The 18,196-nt window shown below is 46.0% G+C and carries 14 protein-coding genes; 8 read left to right on the forward strand and 6 right to left on the reverse strand.

The window, feature by feature from the left end:
* Positions 1-10: 10 nt before the first annotated feature.
* Positions 11-1,228: a serine/threonine transporter SstT gene (gene sstT, locus LHL20_RS08080; RefSeq protein ID WP_226432930.1), complete on the forward strand. Its 1,218-nt coding sequence runs from the start codon at positions 11-13 to the stop codon at positions 1,226-1,228.
* Here the strand turns inward: sstT and LHL20_RS08085 are convergent.
* Together LHL20_RS08085 and hutI are read right to left on the reverse strand one after the other, a co-directional pair.
* The gene (locus tag LHL20_RS08085; protein ID WP_226432931.1) at positions 1,225-2,352 is read right to left on the reverse strand and encodes a formimidoylglutamase; all 1,128 of its coding nucleotides are present in this window, start codon (positions 2,350-2,352) and stop codon (positions 1,225-1,227) included. The two genes, sstT and LHL20_RS08085, sit on opposite strands and share 4 nt — an antisense overlap.
* Positions 2,345-3,574 (reverse strand): imidazolonepropionase, encoded by a 1,230-nt coding sequence (gene hutI / locus LHL20_RS08090; protein WP_226432932.1) that lies wholly within the window; start codon positions 3,572-3,574, stop codon positions 2,345-2,347. Before hutI ends, LHL20_RS08085 begins: the two co-directional genes overlap by 8 nt.
* Before the next feature lie 118 nt (positions 3,575-3,692).
* Here hutI and LHL20_RS08095 point away from each other — a divergent pair, with 118 nt between their 5' ends.
* The 4 genes from LHL20_RS08095 (at position 3,693) to LHL20_RS08110 (ending at position 8,281) form a co-directional block, all read left to right on the forward strand.
* Entirely contained in the window at positions 3,693-4,418 is a 726-nt protein-coding gene (locus LHL20_RS08095) for a UTRA domain-containing protein (RefSeq protein WP_226432933.1), read from the forward strand.
* 31 nt (positions 4,419-4,449) lie between these two features.
* Positions 4,450-6,132: a urocanate hydratase gene (gene hutU, locus LHL20_RS08100; RefSeq protein ID WP_226432934.1), complete on the forward strand. Its 1,683-nt coding sequence runs from the start codon at positions 4,450-4,452 to the stop codon at positions 6,130-6,132.
* Between the two features lie 4 nt (positions 6,133-6,136).
* Positions 6,137-7,690 carry a histidine ammonia-lyase gene (hutH, locus tag LHL20_RS08105; protein WP_159623823.1) on the forward strand — a complete coding sequence of 518 codons (1,554 nt, stop codon included), beginning with the start codon at positions 6,137-6,139 and terminating at the stop codon, positions 7,688-7,690.
* A 108-nt stretch (positions 7,691-7,798) separates the two neighbouring features.
* On the forward strand, positions 7,799-8,281 hold the full coding sequence (locus LHL20_RS08110) for a CreA family protein (RefSeq protein WP_226432935.1): 483 nt from the start codon (positions 7,799-7,801) through the stop codon (positions 8,279-8,281).
* 10 nt (positions 8,282-8,291) lie between these two features.
* On the opposite strand, the gene LHL20_RS08115 is transcribed toward LHL20_RS08110, so the two are convergent.
* Entirely contained in the window at positions 8,292-9,047 is a 756-nt protein-coding gene (locus tag LHL20_RS08115) for a MipA/OmpV family protein (RefSeq protein ID WP_226432936.1), read from the reverse strand.
* Positions 9,048-9,316: 269 nt separating this feature from the next.
* On the opposite strand from LHL20_RS08115, the gene LHL20_RS08120 reads away from it, so the two are divergent.
* Genes LHL20_RS08120 through LHL20_RS08130 form a run of 3 tightly spaced genes read left to right on the forward strand, consistent with a single transcriptional unit; the run spans position 9,317 to position 12,307 of the window.
* Complete coding sequence (locus LHL20_RS08120; RefSeq protein ID WP_226432937.1) at positions 9,317-10,189, forward strand: BadF/BadG/BcrA/BcrD ATPase family protein; 873 nt, start codon at positions 9,317-9,319, stop codon at positions 10,187-10,189.
* 2 nt (positions 10,190-10,191) lie between these two features.
* Positions 10,192-11,331 carry an N-acetylglucosamine-6-phosphate deacetylase gene (gene nagA, locus LHL20_RS08125; RefSeq protein ID WP_226432938.1) on the forward strand — a complete coding sequence of 380 codons (1,140 nt, stop codon included), beginning with the start codon at positions 10,192-10,194 and terminating at the stop codon, positions 11,329-11,331.
* A gap of 58 nt (positions 11,332-11,389) precedes the next feature.
* Entirely contained in the window at positions 11,390-12,307 is a 918-nt protein-coding gene (locus LHL20_RS08130; protein ID WP_226432939.1) for a hypothetical protein, read from the forward strand.
* A gap of 84 nt (positions 12,308-12,391) precedes the next feature.
* Here LHL20_RS08130 and LHL20_RS08135 read toward each other — a convergent pair whose 3' ends face one another.
* From LHL20_RS08135 to LHL20_RS08145, 3 genes are all read right to left on the reverse strand, one after another.
* A complete protein-coding gene (locus tag LHL20_RS08135) occupies positions 12,392-13,984 on the reverse strand; it encodes an ABC-F family ATPase (RefSeq protein ID WP_226432940.1) in 1,593 nt (530 codons plus the stop codon).
* Positions 13,985-14,149: 165 nt separating this feature from the next.
* Positions 14,150-16,561: a YbcC family protein gene (locus LHL20_RS08140; RefSeq protein ID WP_226432941.1), complete on the reverse strand. Its 2,412-nt coding sequence runs from the start codon at positions 16,559-16,561 to the stop codon at positions 14,150-14,152.
* Positions 16,561-18,196 (reverse strand): NADH-quinone oxidoreductase subunit L (locus LHL20_RS08145; protein ID WP_226432942.1); only part of this gene is annotated, 1,636 nt, incomplete at its 5' end. The genes LHL20_RS08145 and LHL20_RS08140, both read right to left, overlap by 1 nt.

The following is an 18,196-nucleotide window of genomic DNA, read 5'->3' on the forward strand; positions in this document are numbered from 1 at the left end:
ACCAATATTTATGGATTCAACGTCACGCCCGAGCCTGTTTCAGCGCTATATGAATGGCAGTTTGGTACTGCAAATTATCATCGGAATTGTATGCGGCATTGCGATAGCGACTTTGTCGCCCACGTCAGCACAATCAGCCGGTTTACTAGGAACTCTGTTTGTCAAAGCCTTAAAAGCAATTGCACCACTGCTTGTTTTCGTTCTAGTGATGGCATCAATTGCCAATCACAAACAAAACGAGCAAACCTTTATTAAGCCCGTTCTTGTCCTTTATTTAATTGGTACCTTAATTGCCGCTTTAACAGCGGTGCTTGCCAGTTTTGCTTTTCCAACAAGCCTGAGCCTTGTGACGTCAGAGGTAAGCCAAGCTGCGCCAAAAGGCGTGTCAGAGGTCCTAACTACCTTGCTTTACAATATGGTAGATAACCCCGTAAACGCACTGGTTAATGGTAACTATATCGGCATTCTTACCTGGTCCGTCGGTCTTGGATTAGGGCTTAGGCATGCCAGCGAAGCAACCAAAGCCTTGCTTCAAAACATGGCAGACAGCGTAACCAGCGTTGTTAGTTTTGTGATCAAGCTTGCGCCATTTGGTATCTTTGGATTAGTGGCAAACACTATTGCCTCTACCGGGTTTGGTGCGCTTGTAGAATACGGGCAACTTATTACTGTGCTGGTTGGCGCCATGCTGTTTATCGCCCTTATCACCAACCCATTTTTGGTCTTCTTGGCGACGAAAAAGAACCCTTATCCACTGGTATTTAAGTGCCTAAAAGAAAGTGGCATCACGGCTTTCTTTACGCGCAGTTCTGCGGCCAATATTCCGGTGAATATGGCCCTTTGCAAACGCTTAAAGCTTGATGAAGATACGTATTCGGTGTCTATTCCGCTGGGTGCGACCATTAACATGGCTGGCGCTGCCATTACCATTACCGTGTTAACACTCGCAGCGGTAAATACCCTAGGTATAGATGTTGATTTTCCAACGGCAGTCTTGCTTAGCGTTATTGCTGCTGTATCGGCGTGTGGTAGTTCAGGTGTTGCAGGTGGTTCGCTACTGCTTATACCCCTCGCGTGCAGCTTGTTTAATATTCCTAACGAAATTGCAATGCAAGTAGTGGCAGTGGGCTTTATTGTTGGTGTCATTCAAGACTCTGCTGAAACCGCGCTGAATAGCTCTACCGATGTGTTGTTTACTGCAGCCGCTTGTCAACGCGCTGAAAACTAAACCAGCGCGTCAGTCACTTCAAAAATAAGTCGTGCAGCCAGCTTGGCTGTGCGACTGTCTATATCAAACTGCGGGTTCATTTCGGCAATATCGCAAAGTTGCCACTTGTATTGCATGGCCTGTTGTTTTTCTGCCAAGTAACGTAACACGCGAATAACCAATAGTGGGTCTATACCCAGTGCACTTGGCGCACTCACGCCAGGTGCTGCAGATGCTGGAAACGCATCTAAACACACGGTGACATAAAGCAAGTCAATGTCTTGCAACATGGGCGCTAAGGTGTCGCAGATGGTAGAAAAGTTACACTGAGTATCCAAAACGTAACGCGTATTAGAAGAGTCAGCAAATTCAAAAAGCGCAGAAGTATTCGCCGCTTTCGACACACCGACACAGGCGTAATGAAAAGGCACATTGTGCAGTTGACAGTGTTCATACACTTGCCTGAATGGTGTGCCTGAACTGGTGTTCGGGGCCGGTTTACGTAAGTCAAAGTGCGCATCAAAATTGATAATACCTATGCGCTTACCTGAACGTTTACCTGCGACAGTTGCCTGTTCAGCATGGTTAGCATGGGCATTAAAAAGCCCTAAGTAGCTTCCCCAGGCTATCTCATGACCGCCGCCTAAACCAATCACAAGTCGTTGATTGTCGGTAGGCTTCTTGTTAGTCGTACCGTTAGCCTTCGTGTGCAAATCGGCTGTAAGGGCATAACTGATAGCGTTTGCATATTGGTTCTGCGCTTGGGAGAGTGCACATTGTGGTATTGCCTCTTGCGCGGTACGCGACGTGTTATCGATATCTGAATTGCCATGTGAGCTATGTTGCGAATTAGCTGTTCGAATAGGGTCGACGCCCACATCGCCAAAATCAGTCAACTGAGCGTAAGGCCAGTGCCACGGCAAATTGGCAAGGGCGCCGCGGATTGCGTTAGGCCCACCAGCGGCGCCAAGCCTGCCTTTGTTATGCTTAACGCCCAAATCGCTTGCAAACCCTACTAGCGCAACATCCGTGGTAACAGCATCACTTGCGAAGTCCTGAAGATCAACATCACGCTTAACGCGCTGATGCCATCGCAGGCCTTTTTCACCATCTTCACTGTCAGTACGACCTTGCCAGTTAAACATGTTCGCCTCCTTTAAAAATGGCAGTGGGGCGATGTCCATTAATGCAATAAGCAAGTTCAGCAGGAGTATCTATATCCCACAACGTGATATCAGCCACTTTGCCTACATCAATAACGCCTCTGTCGGTCAAACCCAGCGCCTTTGCGGCATGTACGGTAATACCGCGCAGCGCCTCTTCAGGCGTTAACTGAAATTGGACGCAGCCCATGTTCATTGCCGTTAAAATAGATGCAAGGGGCGAGCTTCCCGGATTAAAGTCAGTTGCCACTGCCATAGGCACATTATGGCTTCTAAGCGCGTTAATAGGCGGCTTTTGTACTTCATTTAAATAATAAAACGCACCAGGTAACAACACCGCAACGGTTCCGCTTTGAGCAAGTATAGGGACGTCGCTGTCAGCCAAATATTCAATATGATCCACCGATAACGCATTGTAGCGCGCTGCCAGTAAAGCACCCTTGCTGTCGCTAAGTTGCTCTACATGGGCTTTTACGGGTAGTCCAAGTTCAAGGGCTTTGTTAAACACCCGCTCGGTTTGTGCCGTTGAAAACCCTATGGTCTCGCAAAATACATCTACCGCATCGGCAAGGTGCTCTGTTGCCATACGTGGCATAGCCTGCTCGCAAACAAAATCGATATAGGCATCAGCATCATCAGCAAATTCGTGAGGCAGCGCATGTGCCCCTAAGTAGGTCGTAAAAACGGAAACAGGCAACAATTGTTCAAGTTGCTTGGCAACTTTTAACATGCGTACTTCAGTGTCGATATCCAGTCCATATCCCGACTTTATTTCAACCGTTGTGACGCCTTCTTCGCATAGCCTTTTTGCCCGTTTAACAGCATTTTTGAGTAACTCTTCACTGCTTGCGCTTCGCGTACTGGCGACGGTGCCTTTTATGCCGCCACCTCGCTGAGCAATTTCAAGATAGCTGGCACCGCGAAGACGTTGTTCAAATTCTATGGCGCGATTGCCGCCATACACCAAATGTGTGTGGCAATCGACAAAACCGGGCAATAGCCATTGATTATTGCCGTCAATAAGTTGTTTAGCCGCTTTAGCGTGTTGTTGAAACTCGCTGTTATTTTGCGCGTCGATAAGCGCAACAATGTGACCATCTTTAACAGCCACGGCCGTGTCTAGTAGTTCTCCGTATAGGGCATTGTTATCTTGCATAGAGGCAATGCGCACATTGTGGAATAAGGCGTCGTATTGATAATTCATGGCCAAATGTTGCTTCCTACGTAAAAACAAATTTTGTACTGAGTCTACTTGTACATACTTGTATATACAAGTATGCTGTTATCAAAATGTTAAAGACTAAGAGTAGTACATCCTTGTTATGCAGCCACGTTACGTATTAATCAAAACGGCGTTACTCGATGCCATTGAAAAGGGTGACATGAAGCCAGGAGAGCAGGTGCCCTCGGAAAACCAGCTGGCACAGCAGCATAGCGTAAGTCGAATGACAGCAAGGCGTGCGCTTAGTGAAATGGTTGATGAAGGTATTTTGATGCGAAGCCAAGGAATTGGAACCTTTGTGTCTGATCATCGCCCTATGAGTTCCATGCTGGAAATTAAAAGTATTCGCGATGAAATTGAGCAACGCGGGCATCAGTACAGCAACGAAATTTTGTTATTGGAGCGCACTTCGGCAAGCGCTGACATCGCTAGGCGATTAGGGCTAAGCGAAGGAGATGACGTATTCCATAGCATTATCGTGCACTGCGAAAACAAGCTGCCGGTGCAGTATGAAGACCGCTGGGTTTGCCCAAAGTGGATAGCAGATTACCTTGATAAAGACTTTAAAGCGCAAACGGCGAACTACTACTTAAACCAAGTTGCACCTTTGTCACAGGCCGACCATAGCGTGGAAGCAGTGTTGGTAGACAAAGACATTGCTCAATCGCTTCTTATTCAACATAAAGAGCCTTGCTTGAAAGTAACAAGGCGCACCTTTACACGCACAAAGCTGCAAGAAAACACATCAGATAACACAGTGGTAAGTCACGCGGTGCTATATCACCCCGGAAGTCGTTACCGCTTAGGTGGCCACTTAGAATTCTAATAACGGCCTTCACATATTTTTGGAGAAGTTTATGAAACGCCTCGACCCTACACGAGTCATTCGCGCCCCAAAGGGCACTACGCTGAATGCTAAAAGTTGGCAAACTGAAGCGCCACTTCGCATGTTGATGAACAACTTAGATCCTGATGTTGCTGAGCACCCACAAAACCTTGTGGTATATGGCGGTATTGGCCGTGCGGCCAGAGACTGGGCGTCATTCGATAAAATTGTCGAGGTGTTAAAGCGCCTGAACAACAACGAAACACTGCTAGTGCAATCAGGTAAACCGGTTGGCGTGTTTCCTACTCATGAAAACGCACCTCGCGTACTCATTGCTAACTCTAACCTTGTTCCACACTGGGCTAACTGGGAGCACTTTAACAAGCTCGATAAAGAAGGCTTGATGATGTACGGGCAGATGACCGCAGGTTCTTGGATTTATATTGGCTCGCAAGGCATTGTGCAGGGTACATATGAAACATTTGTCAGTGTTGCTAAGACCCATTTCGATGGCCAAGCAAAGGGACGTTGGATTTTAACCGGTGGTCTTGGTGGTATGGGCGGCGCACAGCCGCTAGCAGCAACCATGGCGGGTTTTTCAATGATTGCCGTAGAAGTGGATGAAAGTCGTATCGATTTTAGAATTCGCACTGGTTATGTTGATAGAAAAGCGAGCTCGATTGATGAAGCATTAGATATGCTGGCTCAGGCAGAAAAATCAGGTACGCCTATTTCAATTGGTTTGCTTGGCAACGCGGCTGAAGTATTTCCAGCGTTACTTGAGCGCGGTGTTATACCCGATGTGGTTACCGATCAAACCAGTGCACATGACCCGCTAAATGGCTATTTACCAGTAGGTTGGTCGATGGAGCAAGCAGTATTTGAGCGCGCCGCTGATGAAGCGCACGTGGTAAAAGCGGCTAAGCAGTCAATGGCGCTGCAAGTAAAAGCAATGCTGGGATTCCAACAGGCCGGGGCGGCAACGCTAGACTACGGCAACAACATTCGTCAAATGGCACTGGAAGAAGGAATTGCTAATGCCTTTGACTTCCCAGGTTTTGTGCCAGCCTATATTCGTCCGCTTTTCTGTCAAGGCATAGGGCCCTTTAGATGGGCTGCATTATCTGGCGACCCTGAAGATATTTACAAAACTGACGCCAAGGTAAAAGAGCTTATTCCTGATAATCCGCATTTGCACAATTGGCTTGATATGGCCAAAGAACGTATTCAATTTCAGGGGTTACCCGCGCGTATCTGCTGGGTTGGGTTAGGCGAAAGACAAAAGCTTGGCTTAGCCTTTAACGAAATGGTGCGCAATGGTGAGCTAAGTGCGCCAGTGGTCATTGGACGCGATCATCTTGACTCTGGCTCGGTAGCGTCGCCGAACAGAGAAACAGAATCTATGCTTGATGGCTCTGACGCAGTCTCAGATTGGCCGTTATTGAATGCACTTCTCAATACCGCAGGCGGTGCAACGTGGGTAAGCTTGCACCACGGCGGCGGCGTTGGCATGGGCTTTAGTCAGCACTCAGGTGTGGTTATTGTGTGCGATGGCTCAAAAGAAGCTGACGAACGCATTGCGCGCGTGCTTCACAATGACCCTGCAACAGGGGTTATGCGTCATGCCGATGCTGGATACGATATTGCTAAAACCTGTGCGCAAAAGCACAACTTAGACCTGCCAATGTTAAATACGGCAAAAGGCGAGGAATAAGCGAATGAAACCTACATTAACCCTTATTCCCGGTACGCTTACTCTTTCACAACTGCGTGACGTACATCGACAGCATGTGCACTTGGCACTTGATGAAAGTGCTAAACCCGCCATCAATGCCGCAGAGCAGGTTGTGTTAAACGTCATAAAAGAAAACCGCACTGTCTATGGCATTAATACAGGCTTTGGCTTGTTAGCCAACACGCGCATTAATGTCGATGAGCTTGAACTCTTACAACGCAGTATTGTGCTTTCCCATGCCGCTGGTACAGGGGACTTCATGAGCGAAGATACCGTACGCTTGCTGATGCTGCTTAAAATAAACTCATTGGCTCGTGGGTTCTCTGGCATTCGCCTAAGTGTTATCGAAGCACTCATTAAGCTATACAACGCACAAGTCTACCCCGCCATTCCGGAAAAGGGCTCGGTAGGTGCAAGCGGCGACTTAGCGCCGTTAGCGCACATGAGCGTGGTGCTATTGGGCGAAGGTGAAGCGTTCTATGAAGGCAAGCGAATTACCGCCACTGAAGCGCTACAAATAGCAGGACTTGAACCCATTGCCCTTGCGCCAAAAGAAGGGCTTGCGCTATTAAATGGTACACAAGCGTCTACCGCGTTTGCCTTACAAGGCTTGTTTTACACTGAAAATGCCCTTTGCAGTGCCATCGGTATTGGTGCATTAACCGTTGATGCCGCGCTAGGATCACGCGTGCCGTTTGACCCACGCATCCACCAAGTACGCGGCCACCAAAGCCAGTGCGATGTGGCCGAAGCATTTCGAACTCTGCTAGATACCTCAGAAATTGGACAGTCACATAAGGGCTGTGAAAAAGTACAAGATCCTTACTCTTTGCGCTGTCAGCCTCAGGTGATGGGGGCGTGTTTGCAGCAAATGCGCTACGCACAAGAAGTGCTAGTCACTGAAGCTAATGGTGTTAGCGATAACCCGTTAGTATTTGTGAACGATGATGGTGGTGATAGTGGGCAGGGTGATATTTTATCTGGCGGCAACTTCCACGCAGAAACGGTGGCGATGGCGGCGGACATGTTAGCTATTGCGTTATCTGAGATTGGTGCATTGTCTGAACGTCGCATGTCATTGATGATTGATACGCATCTAAGTGGCTTACCGCCATTTTTGGTGGAAAACGGCGGTGTTAACTCAGGCTTTATGATTGCTCAGGTTACCTGTGCCGCATTGGCCAGTGAAAACAAAACGCTGGCACATCCGGCGTCAATTGATTCTCTTCCCACATCAGCAAACCAAGAAGACCACGTGTCTATGGCGACATTTGCCGCCCGCAGGCTTCGCGATATATTTGACAATGTCGCCGGCATTTTAGCCATTGAGTGGTTAGCAGCATGCCAAGGCTTAGACTTTAGAAAGCCGCTAAAAACCAGTGAGCGTTTACTGCCGTTAATGTCACTGTTACGAGAAAAAGTACCGTTTTACGATAAAGACCGTTACTTTGCTCCTGACATTGAAGCTGCCAAACAACTTATCAAACAGCATCATTTAATGGATACAACGGCATTAAATATGTTGAATGACAAGTAAACACACCCCATGCTTAGTACATTGGCTAATCCCTCGGCCTAAATCATGTGGTTGCGTTTCGCAAAAATGTAATAGGCTGGGGGCAGCTTTAGTATTAGGGAGAAGAAAATGAAGCGATGGTTTAAAACAGTATTGGCTGTTGGTGCGACAAGTTTGACATTGGCAGGGTGTAGCGACAGCGAGGTGGGTGATGTCTCCCTTGGTCTGTTTACAACTAAAGACATTAAGATTGATGCGCTACAAGACCCAGTTGTAACAGGTGTAACTTGTCATATATCAAGCATTGAAGCCAATTTGGATTTTTCCGACCCGTCTGATAGCTCCATCGCTTGCAGACAAACTGGGCCTATAACGGCCAAGATGCTTTCAGAGATAGATAAATCTGATTCAGGCGAAGTCATATTTAAAAAGTCCAAAAGCGTATTTTTTAAAAATATGAAACTTCGCCGTATCTATGATGAAGAGACTAAAACGCTGATCTATTTGTCGTACAGTACGAAAGAAACTTCAGGCAGTTACAAGCATAGCATATCTACCGTACCGCTTTGGGAAACCCAAGCGTTTGCGGTGTCATCTCAACCTTCAACGTAAGTTTTCGTTGTTAGAACATGCGTGTGTAAACAAACATCGCGCTTAGAGCAGTATCATCGTCAGTCAAAGGGCTGTCGCTGATACTGTCATCAAAAAAGGTCGCGCCAAATTCAAGGCGAGTCATACCGCCCAAGAACTGTCGTGTTGAAATGGCAAGACGTAGTTCTGTGTTAACCGCGCTTTCTCCTTCATAGAAAGCTCTAAAGTTTGTTGCTTCTTCAGGGCGCACACCGTAGTAGTAATCCACATAGTTTTCATCTTGGAAAGTTACACCCAGCGATGGCTCAATCATGTAGCCGTCAAATCGAAAGGGTTTACCTAAGCGAAACGACGCTTGATAGCCATCAAATTTTCCAAGAATATCGGCGTTAGTCGATAAAGAATACGTCCAGCCTTGCCAATTGTAGCTTAGTGCAACTCCCGCTGCATAACTAAAGTCTCTGTCTTCCATACCCTCAAAAATGAAGCTGTCATCTTCTTCGAAACCAGCAAATACAGGCACCAACTGAGCATCAACAGACATCGCCCCTTCTTGTAGTAGTTGATAGCTTGCAAAAGGGCCGTAAACGCGCAGGCGTTCGCCCGCATAACCAATGATAGGAATAGGAACAACTCGATTATCGAAATCAGTATATACATCTTGTGAGGCAGCAACGCCGAATCCCCACATCCAGCCTTGAGGTTGTTGTGGAGCTTGAGCGTAGGTATTGAAGCTACAAGTGAGTAACGAAAGCGCTGCCAATGAACTTAGAGATTGGTATTTCATGTTGAACATCCTTTTTAATGACAATACTGGTAAACGGCGAAACTTGATCACAACCGCGAAGTAAATAGTTGTTTTTATTCAAACTGATACCCGGGCAAACTAATATCTTGTACAAATTGAACAAATAAAGCGCCCAGCGGTCTGTATACGCGCTGTGGGTGTTTTAAAAATTAACGACAGAGCCCCCAGTATGCAGGTCAAATATGACAGTGATATTGAATTGAAGCAGTGGTAAAGTGGGCGGCTATTGAGTGATATCTGGAATTGAAGTGAGTCAAGAATTTGTAATTGGGATTGATGGCGGCGGCACCTATTGTCGTGCAATGTTACAAGACATCAATGGAAATATATTGGGTACGGGTGAAGCAGGTCCAGCCAATATTATGAGCAATGCCACCCAAGCACTGACCTCGATTATTCAGGCAAGTGAACACGCTATTCAAAAATCTACCGTCAATGTTGCGCTTGGCGACATTGCCGTTGCAGCAGGGTTAGCAGGAGCCAATATTCCACAAGCGAAAAGTGCTTTTCTCTCGCTGCCCATGCCATTCGCTCGTCTTGAAGTAATGAGTGATTTACACGCAGCATGCCTTGGCGCGCACAACGGGCAAGACGGCGCGATGATCATTTGTGGTACTGGCTCGGCTGGTACCGTTTACCAAAAAGGGCGCTTTGCCGATAAAGGTGGCTATGGCTTGAATGTAGGCGATAACGCCAGCGCAGCATGGTTAGGCCAATCAGCTATCAGGCACACACTACTTGCCTTCGATAACATTGAAAATCGCGGTATGCTGTTTAAACGTTTAACCTCTCATTTTGATGTCACCGATCCTCAAACCCTTATTCAAGAGGTCTCACAGTTTACCGCAGAGTCTTATGGTCAGCTTGCCCCCATTGTTGTGGAAAGTTTTTCCCAAGGCTGTGAAAGTGCCAAAAAGCTACTTGAGCAAGGTGGTGACTACCTTTCAAAATTAGGTAAAGCCTTACACCGTGAAGCAGGGCAGGCGTTACCTATTTGTTTTGTAGGTGGCTTATCAAATGTTTATCGACCATTTTTATCATCAGACGTGTCTAGCGTGCTGTGTGATGCTGCAAAGCCCGCCCAGCAAGGTGCTATTGATTTTTTGAAACAGACTAACTAGCTATGATATCAACGCTCACTGTTGAAGCCGTATTATTGCCTAATGGTTGGGCACAAAATCAAACGATTGTTACCAATGATGGTGTTATCACCGACATTCGAGAAGCGAGCAAGGCTGAGTGTGAGCATGTGCTTAAAGGGCGCTTGCTGCCAGGTTTTTTTGATACACAGGTTAATGGTGGTGGCGGTATTTTGTTTAATGACAAGCCGTCTGTAACGCACATTGAAACCATGGCGTTAGCGCATTTGCGTTATGGCACTACGGCAATGTTGCCCACCATCATTACTGATAATGCTGACACTATGGCAGCGGCTGCAGACGCTGTTGCTGAGGTAATGGCATCAGGCGTCGCTAGTGTAAAAGCAATTGTTAAAGGCGTACATTTTGAGGGGCCCTTTCTAAGCAGAGCTAAAAAAGGGGTACACGATGAACGCTTCATACGACCTCCTTCTGATGCAGAGATCGCCACAATAACGCGCAAAGATATTGGTCGAGTACTGATTACAGTTGCCCCTGAAGCCATCGATGTTGGTTTTATCAAAGAAATGGTGTCTGAAGGGGTTGTAGTATCGTTAGGCCATACCAACGCCACGTTTGATGAGGTTCAGCTTGCTATCGATGCTGGGGCGACGGGCTTTACCCACCTTTATAACGCAATGTCAGCCTTAACGTCACGAGAACCGGGCGCAGTTGGCGCTGCACTGCTTAATACCCAAACCTATTGTGGTTTTATTATCGATCACTTTCACCTTCATCCAAGAAGCGCTGAGCTTGCGCTTAAGGTGAAAGGAGAAAAGCGCGCTATGCTAGTCACCGATGCCATGGCACATGCTGGCAGCGACCTCACCACAATACCCTTTTTCAATACCGAAATTGTGCGTGAGGGAGATAAGCTCACCACGCCAGATGGCACATTGGCAGGTTCATGTTTAGATATGCATTCTGCGCTAGTTAATGCCATTGATGGATGCAACGTAACACTTGAACAAGCCAGCTTAATGGCCAGTACCACGCCAGCTCACTTTATGGGCGTTGAGAATGAAATTGGCAGTATTGCGTTGGGGAGAAATGCCGATTTTGTGCTGGTAGATCAACGTAACCAATTAAAGCAAGTGTGGAGCAAAATGCGAGTGGTCTTTTAGCGACCAAAAGAGTATTAAAGACATAGTGCAACAAAAGGGACCACTACAAGGACTCACAATGAAGTTATGTTCTCAGATTGGCGTTATGTTTGTGTTATTAATGGTTGTCGGGTGCGTTTCAAGGGATATTCCCACCGTAACTGACCCCGCTGTTAATACTTCTGATGAAGCGGTGAAAGGCGACGATACTTCTAACGCTAACCCCACTAGAAGCGATAAACAAGATACTGATACTTCCGCCGATTCAGGAATAAGTGACAATCAGCGGCCTTCACACAAAGTGCCTGTTGAAAAAATAGCTATACTCGTCAATGTCAGTGAGCATCCCACCCACACACACCTTGGTACCACAACGTTTAATAATTTTACCAAGCAATACCCGTATGACTGGCAAATTAAATCAACTATTTTCAATACGCTTAAGGCCAAAATAGAATCGAGTAGTGGTTATGATGTTGTTGACGTTGCTACACTAGATAGCATTGATAAATCTGTTTTATCGTCAATGAATGAAAAAACGAATTTTGTCGTAAATGAACAGGACAAATCAGTGTTTTTTAATGGTGCTGATACATTAAGAAATGCGCTAGTTAGCACCGGGGTGTCAGCTGTGGTTATCGTTAACGAAACCCCCACTATAGCGGCGACAGAATGTGGTACTTATGGGTGTGTTGAGCATAGAAGCGAAGGGTATGGTTTATTCACCCGAAGCTTTCTAGGGACCGATAATTACGTTGCTTCGGCAAGCTTTACTGTGAGTGTTGAACGCATCGACACGCCAATTGAGGTATCGTCGCTACCTGAATTTGAAGTACTTACCAACGATAAAGCGAAAAACCTCAAACTGGAAAGCTTTTTTGCGCCGAGTGATTTTGACGAACTAACTCAAGATGAACTAATTCCCGTTAAACAAGCAATTACTGACTATATTAACGACTTGGCTGAGGTGGCTGCGGATTACTTTGCCGCACACTAGCTGCGTTTAAGGCAGTTGACTGAGATGGTAAAGAAGAGGAGCGTGTGAGGCTTAACAGAGTCGCCTCACACGCAAATATTGGTTTTAGGCGTTTTCTTTGTGAGCCAAAAATTCTTCGTAATTGCCATCGAAGTGGTTAAGCTTCTGATCTTTTATTTCAATAACTTGCGTTGCAAGTGAAGACACGAATTCTCTGTCGTGGCTTACAAAAATCACGGTGCCATCGAATTTGAAAAGCGCATTATTTAGCGCTTCGATAGATTCCATGTCCATGTGGTTAGTAGGCTCGTCCATTACCAAAACGTTAATGTCTTCAAGCATTAGCTTGCCAAATAACAAACGGTTTTTCTCACCACCTGAACACACTTGAACGCGTTTGTTAAAATCGTCAGATGTAAATAACAGTCGACCAAGCATCCCTTTAATTTGAAGGTCATCGTGCTTTGGACTGCGCCACTGGCTCATCCATTCGAACATCGTAAGATCGTCGGCGAAATATTTCGCGTTGTCTTGTGGAATGTAACCAATAGCGGCATTTTCAGCCCATTTATAACTTCCCGACGTAGGTTCAATATCGTTAACTAAACACTTCAGCAGCGTTGTTTTACCCGCGCCATTTTCACCGATAATGGCTAGACGTTGTCCGGCTTCTAGAAGCAAATTTGCATTGTCAAACAGCGGTAGGTCTGGGTAGCTATGACCAAGTTCTTCAAGGGTGATCGCAAGTCGGTGAAGTTTTTTATGTTGCTTAAATACAATGTAAGGCTTGCGGCGGCTAGACGCTTTAACTTCAGCCAACTCGATTTTTTCAAGACGTCGTGCGCGCGAGGTTGCTTGCTTTGCTTTTGATGCGTTAGCTGAGAATCGCGCTACGAAACTTTGGAGCTCCTCGATTTCTGCCGACTTCTTCGCATTTTCGGCATGCAACTGCTCTTGCACTAACATAGCAGCTTGAATGTAATCGTCGTAGTTGCCCGGATAAATGCGCAGTTCGCCATAGTCGATGTCGGCCATGTGGGTACACACCGAGTTTAAGAAGTGACGGTCGTGCGAAATAATCAGCATTGTCGACTTACGTTTGTTTAATTCGTCAGCAAGCCAGCTAATGGTGTAAATATCCAAGTTGTTGGTCGGTTCGTCGAGTAACAAAATGTCAGGCTCGGCGAATAGGGCTTGAGCAAGAAGCACACGTACTTTCTTACCGGGTGCAACTTCCTTCATTAGGCCAAAGTGATAGCTTTCATCGATGCCCGCTGAGTTAAGAATATCACCTGCACGGGCTTCGGCGGTGTAACCGTCCATTTCTGCAAATTGGGTCTCAAGGTCCGCAACACGCATACCGTCTTCTTCGCTCATCTCAGATTTGCTGTATATGGCATCGCGCTCTTGCTTAACTTCCCATAGCTCACGGTCTCCCATGATCACCGCGTCAACAACACTGAACTCTTCGAATGCAAATTGATCCTGGCTTAAAATACCAAGCTTTGTACCTGGCGCCATCGATACGTTTCCTGATGACGGAGTAAGCTTACCGCTTAAAATTTTCATAAAGGTAGACTTACCGCAACCGTTTGCGCCAATAAGGCCATATCGGTTGCCGTTGCCAAATTTAGCAGAAATATTTTCAAATAATGGCTTAGAGCCAAATTGCATGGTGATATTTGCAGTGGTAATCAAAACAGGTTTCCAGAGGGTAAAACTAAAGAGGAGATACTGATGGGAATGCCACCAATATGTAAAAGCCGGCGCACTATAAGGAAATACACTGCATAAGTCGAGGGAAAATTGAACAGCAAGGAGAAAAAGACGTCCCTGTCACTTCTCCTACACACAACACATTACTTACATGCTTAAACCGTGGGATTTGTACCACTTGCCTTTGTATAGTCTTTCGATAACAGCGGGACTTTCCCAGCTAAATACATACAGCCAGTCATTATTAATGAGGTCCTGAAGCATTTGGTGTTTTTGCACTATTTGCAAAATCTTGCTGCTAGGCGCGACAATGTAAACGCTGAGTCGCTGTGGCTGATGTACCCAACGTTCACCGTTATGCAGTGATTGTTTAGATAAGCCAATGCGCAGGTCACCCGAATTGCCTTCAAACACGCCAATATTGTTGAAAAGCGCGTTGTGAAGCACTTTGTTACCGCTGCCCAGTTTTTGATTGTCGGCAACCGATGCGTTGTATTGGCTATTTATCCAATTGGTAACAATCATAGGGGCTGTCATTAAGGTTTCTAGCACAGCGCTATCTTCATCTATTTGCCATGTGTAATCGTGCAGAAAACTCTTACCTTCTAAATCGAGACCACGAGTGCGAATTCTAGGGCCAATAATAAAAGAGGCGTTGCCTGCTAATCCCCATTCAGGCTGTACCTGCGACCAATCACAAGCACGGTGTTGAAAGCGTTGATTACGTTTTTTGTCCGACTCAAAAGGTAGATTCTTACTATAGTGCTTAGCCCGTTCTTTCTGTGCTTGGTGCTTGGCTTCAACAAGTAAGTTTTTAACTTTCTCAGGTACTTGCGTATCGAAACACTCAATATCGTCGGTAGTGGTATTGTGTAGTGCTGGCACGAAGCGAGTATTGCCAGCAATCTTGTAACCCATACTTATGAGCTTTTTGCGCACTTCACCTTCGTTTAAAAGCTGTGCCAATACTCGCACGTTTACTTCGCCAGATTGACCGCCACAGGCGCCGCAATCTAGTCCTGCTGCATGTAAGTTATTGCGGGATTTGCTACCGTGTCCTACCAGCAATACCGTTGGAGAAAATTTTGTCATCCCCATCATTTTGAGGGCACCTGCAGCAAGTGCCACTTTGTCATCTAGACTAAGTAGGCCGCGTTCATTACTGATTTCCCATTCGCTGTGATGACTCAGCGTATTAATTGGGTTCTCTTTACTTGATGGCATAAGGGTATTTTTCAGTAGCTTAAAGGCATACCACCAGCCCGCTGATTCAACCATAGAGAAACTGCCAAGGGGGGACTTACTCCACTTGTGCCAGGTGGCACGCTGCTGAATAAACTCTGCTCTGTGAGAAGTGGCATCTTTTTCTTTTACCGTAAGCTTTGGAGACAAAAGCCCAGGTAATTGAGGGCGTGTTGCATCGGTATTTACAGGAGCATAAGCGATAGGCATTCCAAAGAAGCCTGCAAAGCCCATTGTTTTAATCGTAGGACTTTTCAGTTCCAAAATGCGACGTATTACTTCTGAGCGAACATCAATGCAGAAAATGGCCTGTACGTCGGGCGTAAGCTGCGGGGCTGGCGATGACGTAATGAGTTTAGACTGCAAGCGCTGCTGTTGCTCGTATTCATAGGCATACATCATTACCCACAAGGCGAGTTCTTTGTCTTTATGCTGTGCAATACGTGCTGGAAGCTGTTTAAGCAAGTATTGCCACCTAATGCTAACCTGCTGACCTCTTTCCTGCTGATGTGCTTGGTAATAGCGATGAATGATAAGTTCCCATGCTAAGCGAATAGCGAGCAACCCTTGCATTTCATTACTGTCTTTCAGCCAGGTGCGGTAGGCAACATACGACGCCCAGCCATTAATACTCATAATCAGCGCATAGAAATAATCCTTTGCGCGCACGGGTTCAAGGCCAAGCTCATCTGCAGATTCCCTTAGTAGTGCATCGACTGTGTCTGGCAAAGATTTGAAAATGCCTTTAAGGCTTTTGGTGCTCATCAGCACGCTAATACCGGTGTCGTGCTTTAAACCGTTTAGCCAGCTCTTATATAAGGTGTCCGCTGGTGAGTTTCCTTCTATTTGAACAAGAGGCGATTCATGCTGAAAATAAGCTGCACAAAACTGGCTAATCTGAAATGTGCATTCTTCTTCCCATGTCATTTCGCTAGCGCCTCGGTAAGCGTCGAAATGTTTGGTCAATAGCGGTAAAGGTGGCGATTGAGTATCATCAGATAGGGTGGATAGAAACGTCTCTTTATTCAGATTAATGCCGTACAGGTCCATACTGTGTTTTACGGCATCGTCTGAAATGGCCCCTTCTTTATAAAGGTCGAGCCAATGCGACGCAGGCATAATTGCGTTTATTCCAGTAAGTGCGTGTACGCGCGCTGATACATCCTGAAAAGGTGCGTCAATTAGCTTCCAAAATGGATTCACTGCAATCATTTTGTCTAATGGAAAGTTGGGCGCAACGCTATCACACGCCTCGCTAGCAGCGCGAAACAGGCGTTTAGTATCTAAATTAGTGGTATTGAGCGATAAAACAGCCATTACTTGCCTCCAATGTGAGTAACCGACGCTGAGGTCTGCTTGGTTGTACTGCGTTTGCGAAGTGAAATAGGCGACACTTTCAAGGTGATTTTTGTGAACCATTCATCTAGGTAAAGTCCTGCAAAAAGTAACTGTTTAAATTGCTGAACTGCAGGTTTATGCCCGAAGGTTTGCATTGCGATGTGAATAATAAAAAGCGCGGCAATTAGACTGACAACCCAGATATCGATAGTTGACAACATAGAAGCTGGCGCGGGGAAATGCGCAAAAAGGTAGCGGGTTACCATGTCTTTTGCTGTGCTATATAAGCTAATGAGCACAATGGAAATACCTACTAGAACGTACAACTGTGTTTGATCTGAATTCGCTGTGCGTGTGGCGATGTAGGCGGTAAAGGCGAGCGTAATAAGCAGCCATGGGCTGAGCGGCCCTTGATATTCGGCAAATGAAAAGCTGGCCAACACAATAAGTGATGTAACAAACAGTGCATTTAACCAATCTGCAAACTGTGGCGTTCGATGGGCACTAATATCATCTTCTAGCGCTTCGAATACCGCTGAACCAGAATTTAGGAAGGCATACGCTTTGTAGAAAGAGTGCGCAACCAAATGAATAAGCGCAAGAGAATACAGACCAAGGGCGCATTCAACCAACATTAAACCCATTTGCGACGAAGTAGACCACGCCAAGCGAACTTTTACCGTTACGCGCGTAGTCATGGCGAGCGCACTAAATAACACACTTAAACCAGCGCCAACGGCTAAGATCCATTGCGCAGAAGCATGAAGGGCTATAAGTGGGGCAAAAGCTAATAACAAATACCCGCCCAAATTAATGACACCGGCATGAAGTAGTGCACTAACGGGTGTTGGCGCTTCAACAATATTAATTAGCCATCCATGCGCTGGAAGTTGTGCACATTTTATGAGTGCTGCTATGGCAATACAACAAGCCGCAAGCTCAGTATACTCTTGTTGTGTACTACTCAGTGCGTCACTATTAATTAACGAGGTTTGCACAAGTGCATTGACAATTTGGTTGATGTAAAGCGTGTCAAAAGCCAAGTAAAGTAACGCAAATGCGCCGGCCATAAACAATTCAGAGGTTCTGGCTAAAATAAATTTCTTATGTGCTGCAACGATGGCGCGGGGACGGTCGGGATATAATAACAGTAGGTTATGCAACGACAAACTTACTGCCAGCCAGCCAAACCAGAAAACAATGAGGTGATTAGCTAGTATAGTAATAACCACTGACGCAAGAGTAAGTTGCATCCATTTTAAGAAACGCGGGTAGCATGCTTCACCAACAAAGTAATTGCGCGAGAAGCGCATAAGAATTACGCCAATTGCTACTACCGTTAAAATAACTGCTGACTTCAAAGGAGAGAGGGTAACCAGCATGGTACTTACACTTGCAGTGTTGTTCTCGATAAAGCCAACAACAAGTGAAATAGCAAACAGAATAATACTGCCCCATATTGCTATTCTTTCAATATAAAGCTTTGAAAAAAATGTGTTTCTTGGTCCGCTGAACCATGACATTAAAGTCCAAAACAGCGGTAATAAAACAAGCAGAAATGAACTGGTTTGTGACGACATGATGTACTCCTTTTTATTGTGTGGAGTAAAGCAC

The sequence above is a fragment of the Alteromonas sp. McT4-15 genome (assembly GCF_020515205.1).
Classification (GTDB): domain Bacteria; phylum Pseudomonadota; class Gammaproteobacteria; order Enterobacterales; family Alteromonadaceae; genus Alteromonas.

Coding starts and splice junctions, on each gene's coding strand:
- sstT (WP_226432930.1), top strand. CDS start 11: ATGGATTCAACGTCACGCCCGAGCCTGTTTCAGCGCTATATGAATGGC.
- LHL20_RS08085 (WP_226432931.1), bottom strand. CDS start 2,352: ATGTTTAACTGGCAAGGTCGTACTGACAGTGAAGATGGTGAAAAAGGC.
- hutI (WP_226432932.1), bottom strand. CDS start 3,574: ATGAATTATCAATACGACGCCTTATTCCACAATGTGCGCATTGCCTCT.
- LHL20_RS08095 (WP_226432933.1), top strand. CDS start 3,693: ATGCAGCCACGTTACGTATTAATCAAAACGGCGTTACTCGATGCCATT.
- hutU (WP_226432934.1), top strand. CDS start 4,450: ATGAAACGCCTCGACCCTACACGAGTCATTCGCGCCCCAAAGGGCACT.
- hutH (WP_159623823.1), top strand. CDS start 6,137: ATGAAACCTACATTAACCCTTATTCCCGGTACGCTTACTCTTTCACAA.
- LHL20_RS08110 (WP_226432935.1), top strand. CDS start 7,799: ATGAAGCGATGGTTTAAAACAGTATTGGCTGTTGGTGCGACAAGTTTG.
- LHL20_RS08115 (WP_226432936.1), bottom strand. CDS start 9,047: ATGAAATACCAATCTCTAAGTTCATTGGCAGCGCTTTCGTTACTCACT.
- nagA (WP_226432938.1), top strand. CDS start 10,192: ATGATATCAACGCTCACTGTTGAAGCCGTATTATTGCCTAATGGTTGG.
- LHL20_RS08130 (WP_226432939.1), top strand. CDS start 11,390: ATGAAGTTATGTTCTCAGATTGGCGTTATGTTTGTGTTATTAATGGTT.
- LHL20_RS08140 (WP_226432941.1), bottom strand. CDS start 16,561: ATGGCTGTTTTATCGCTCAATACCACTAATTTAGATACTAAACGCCTG.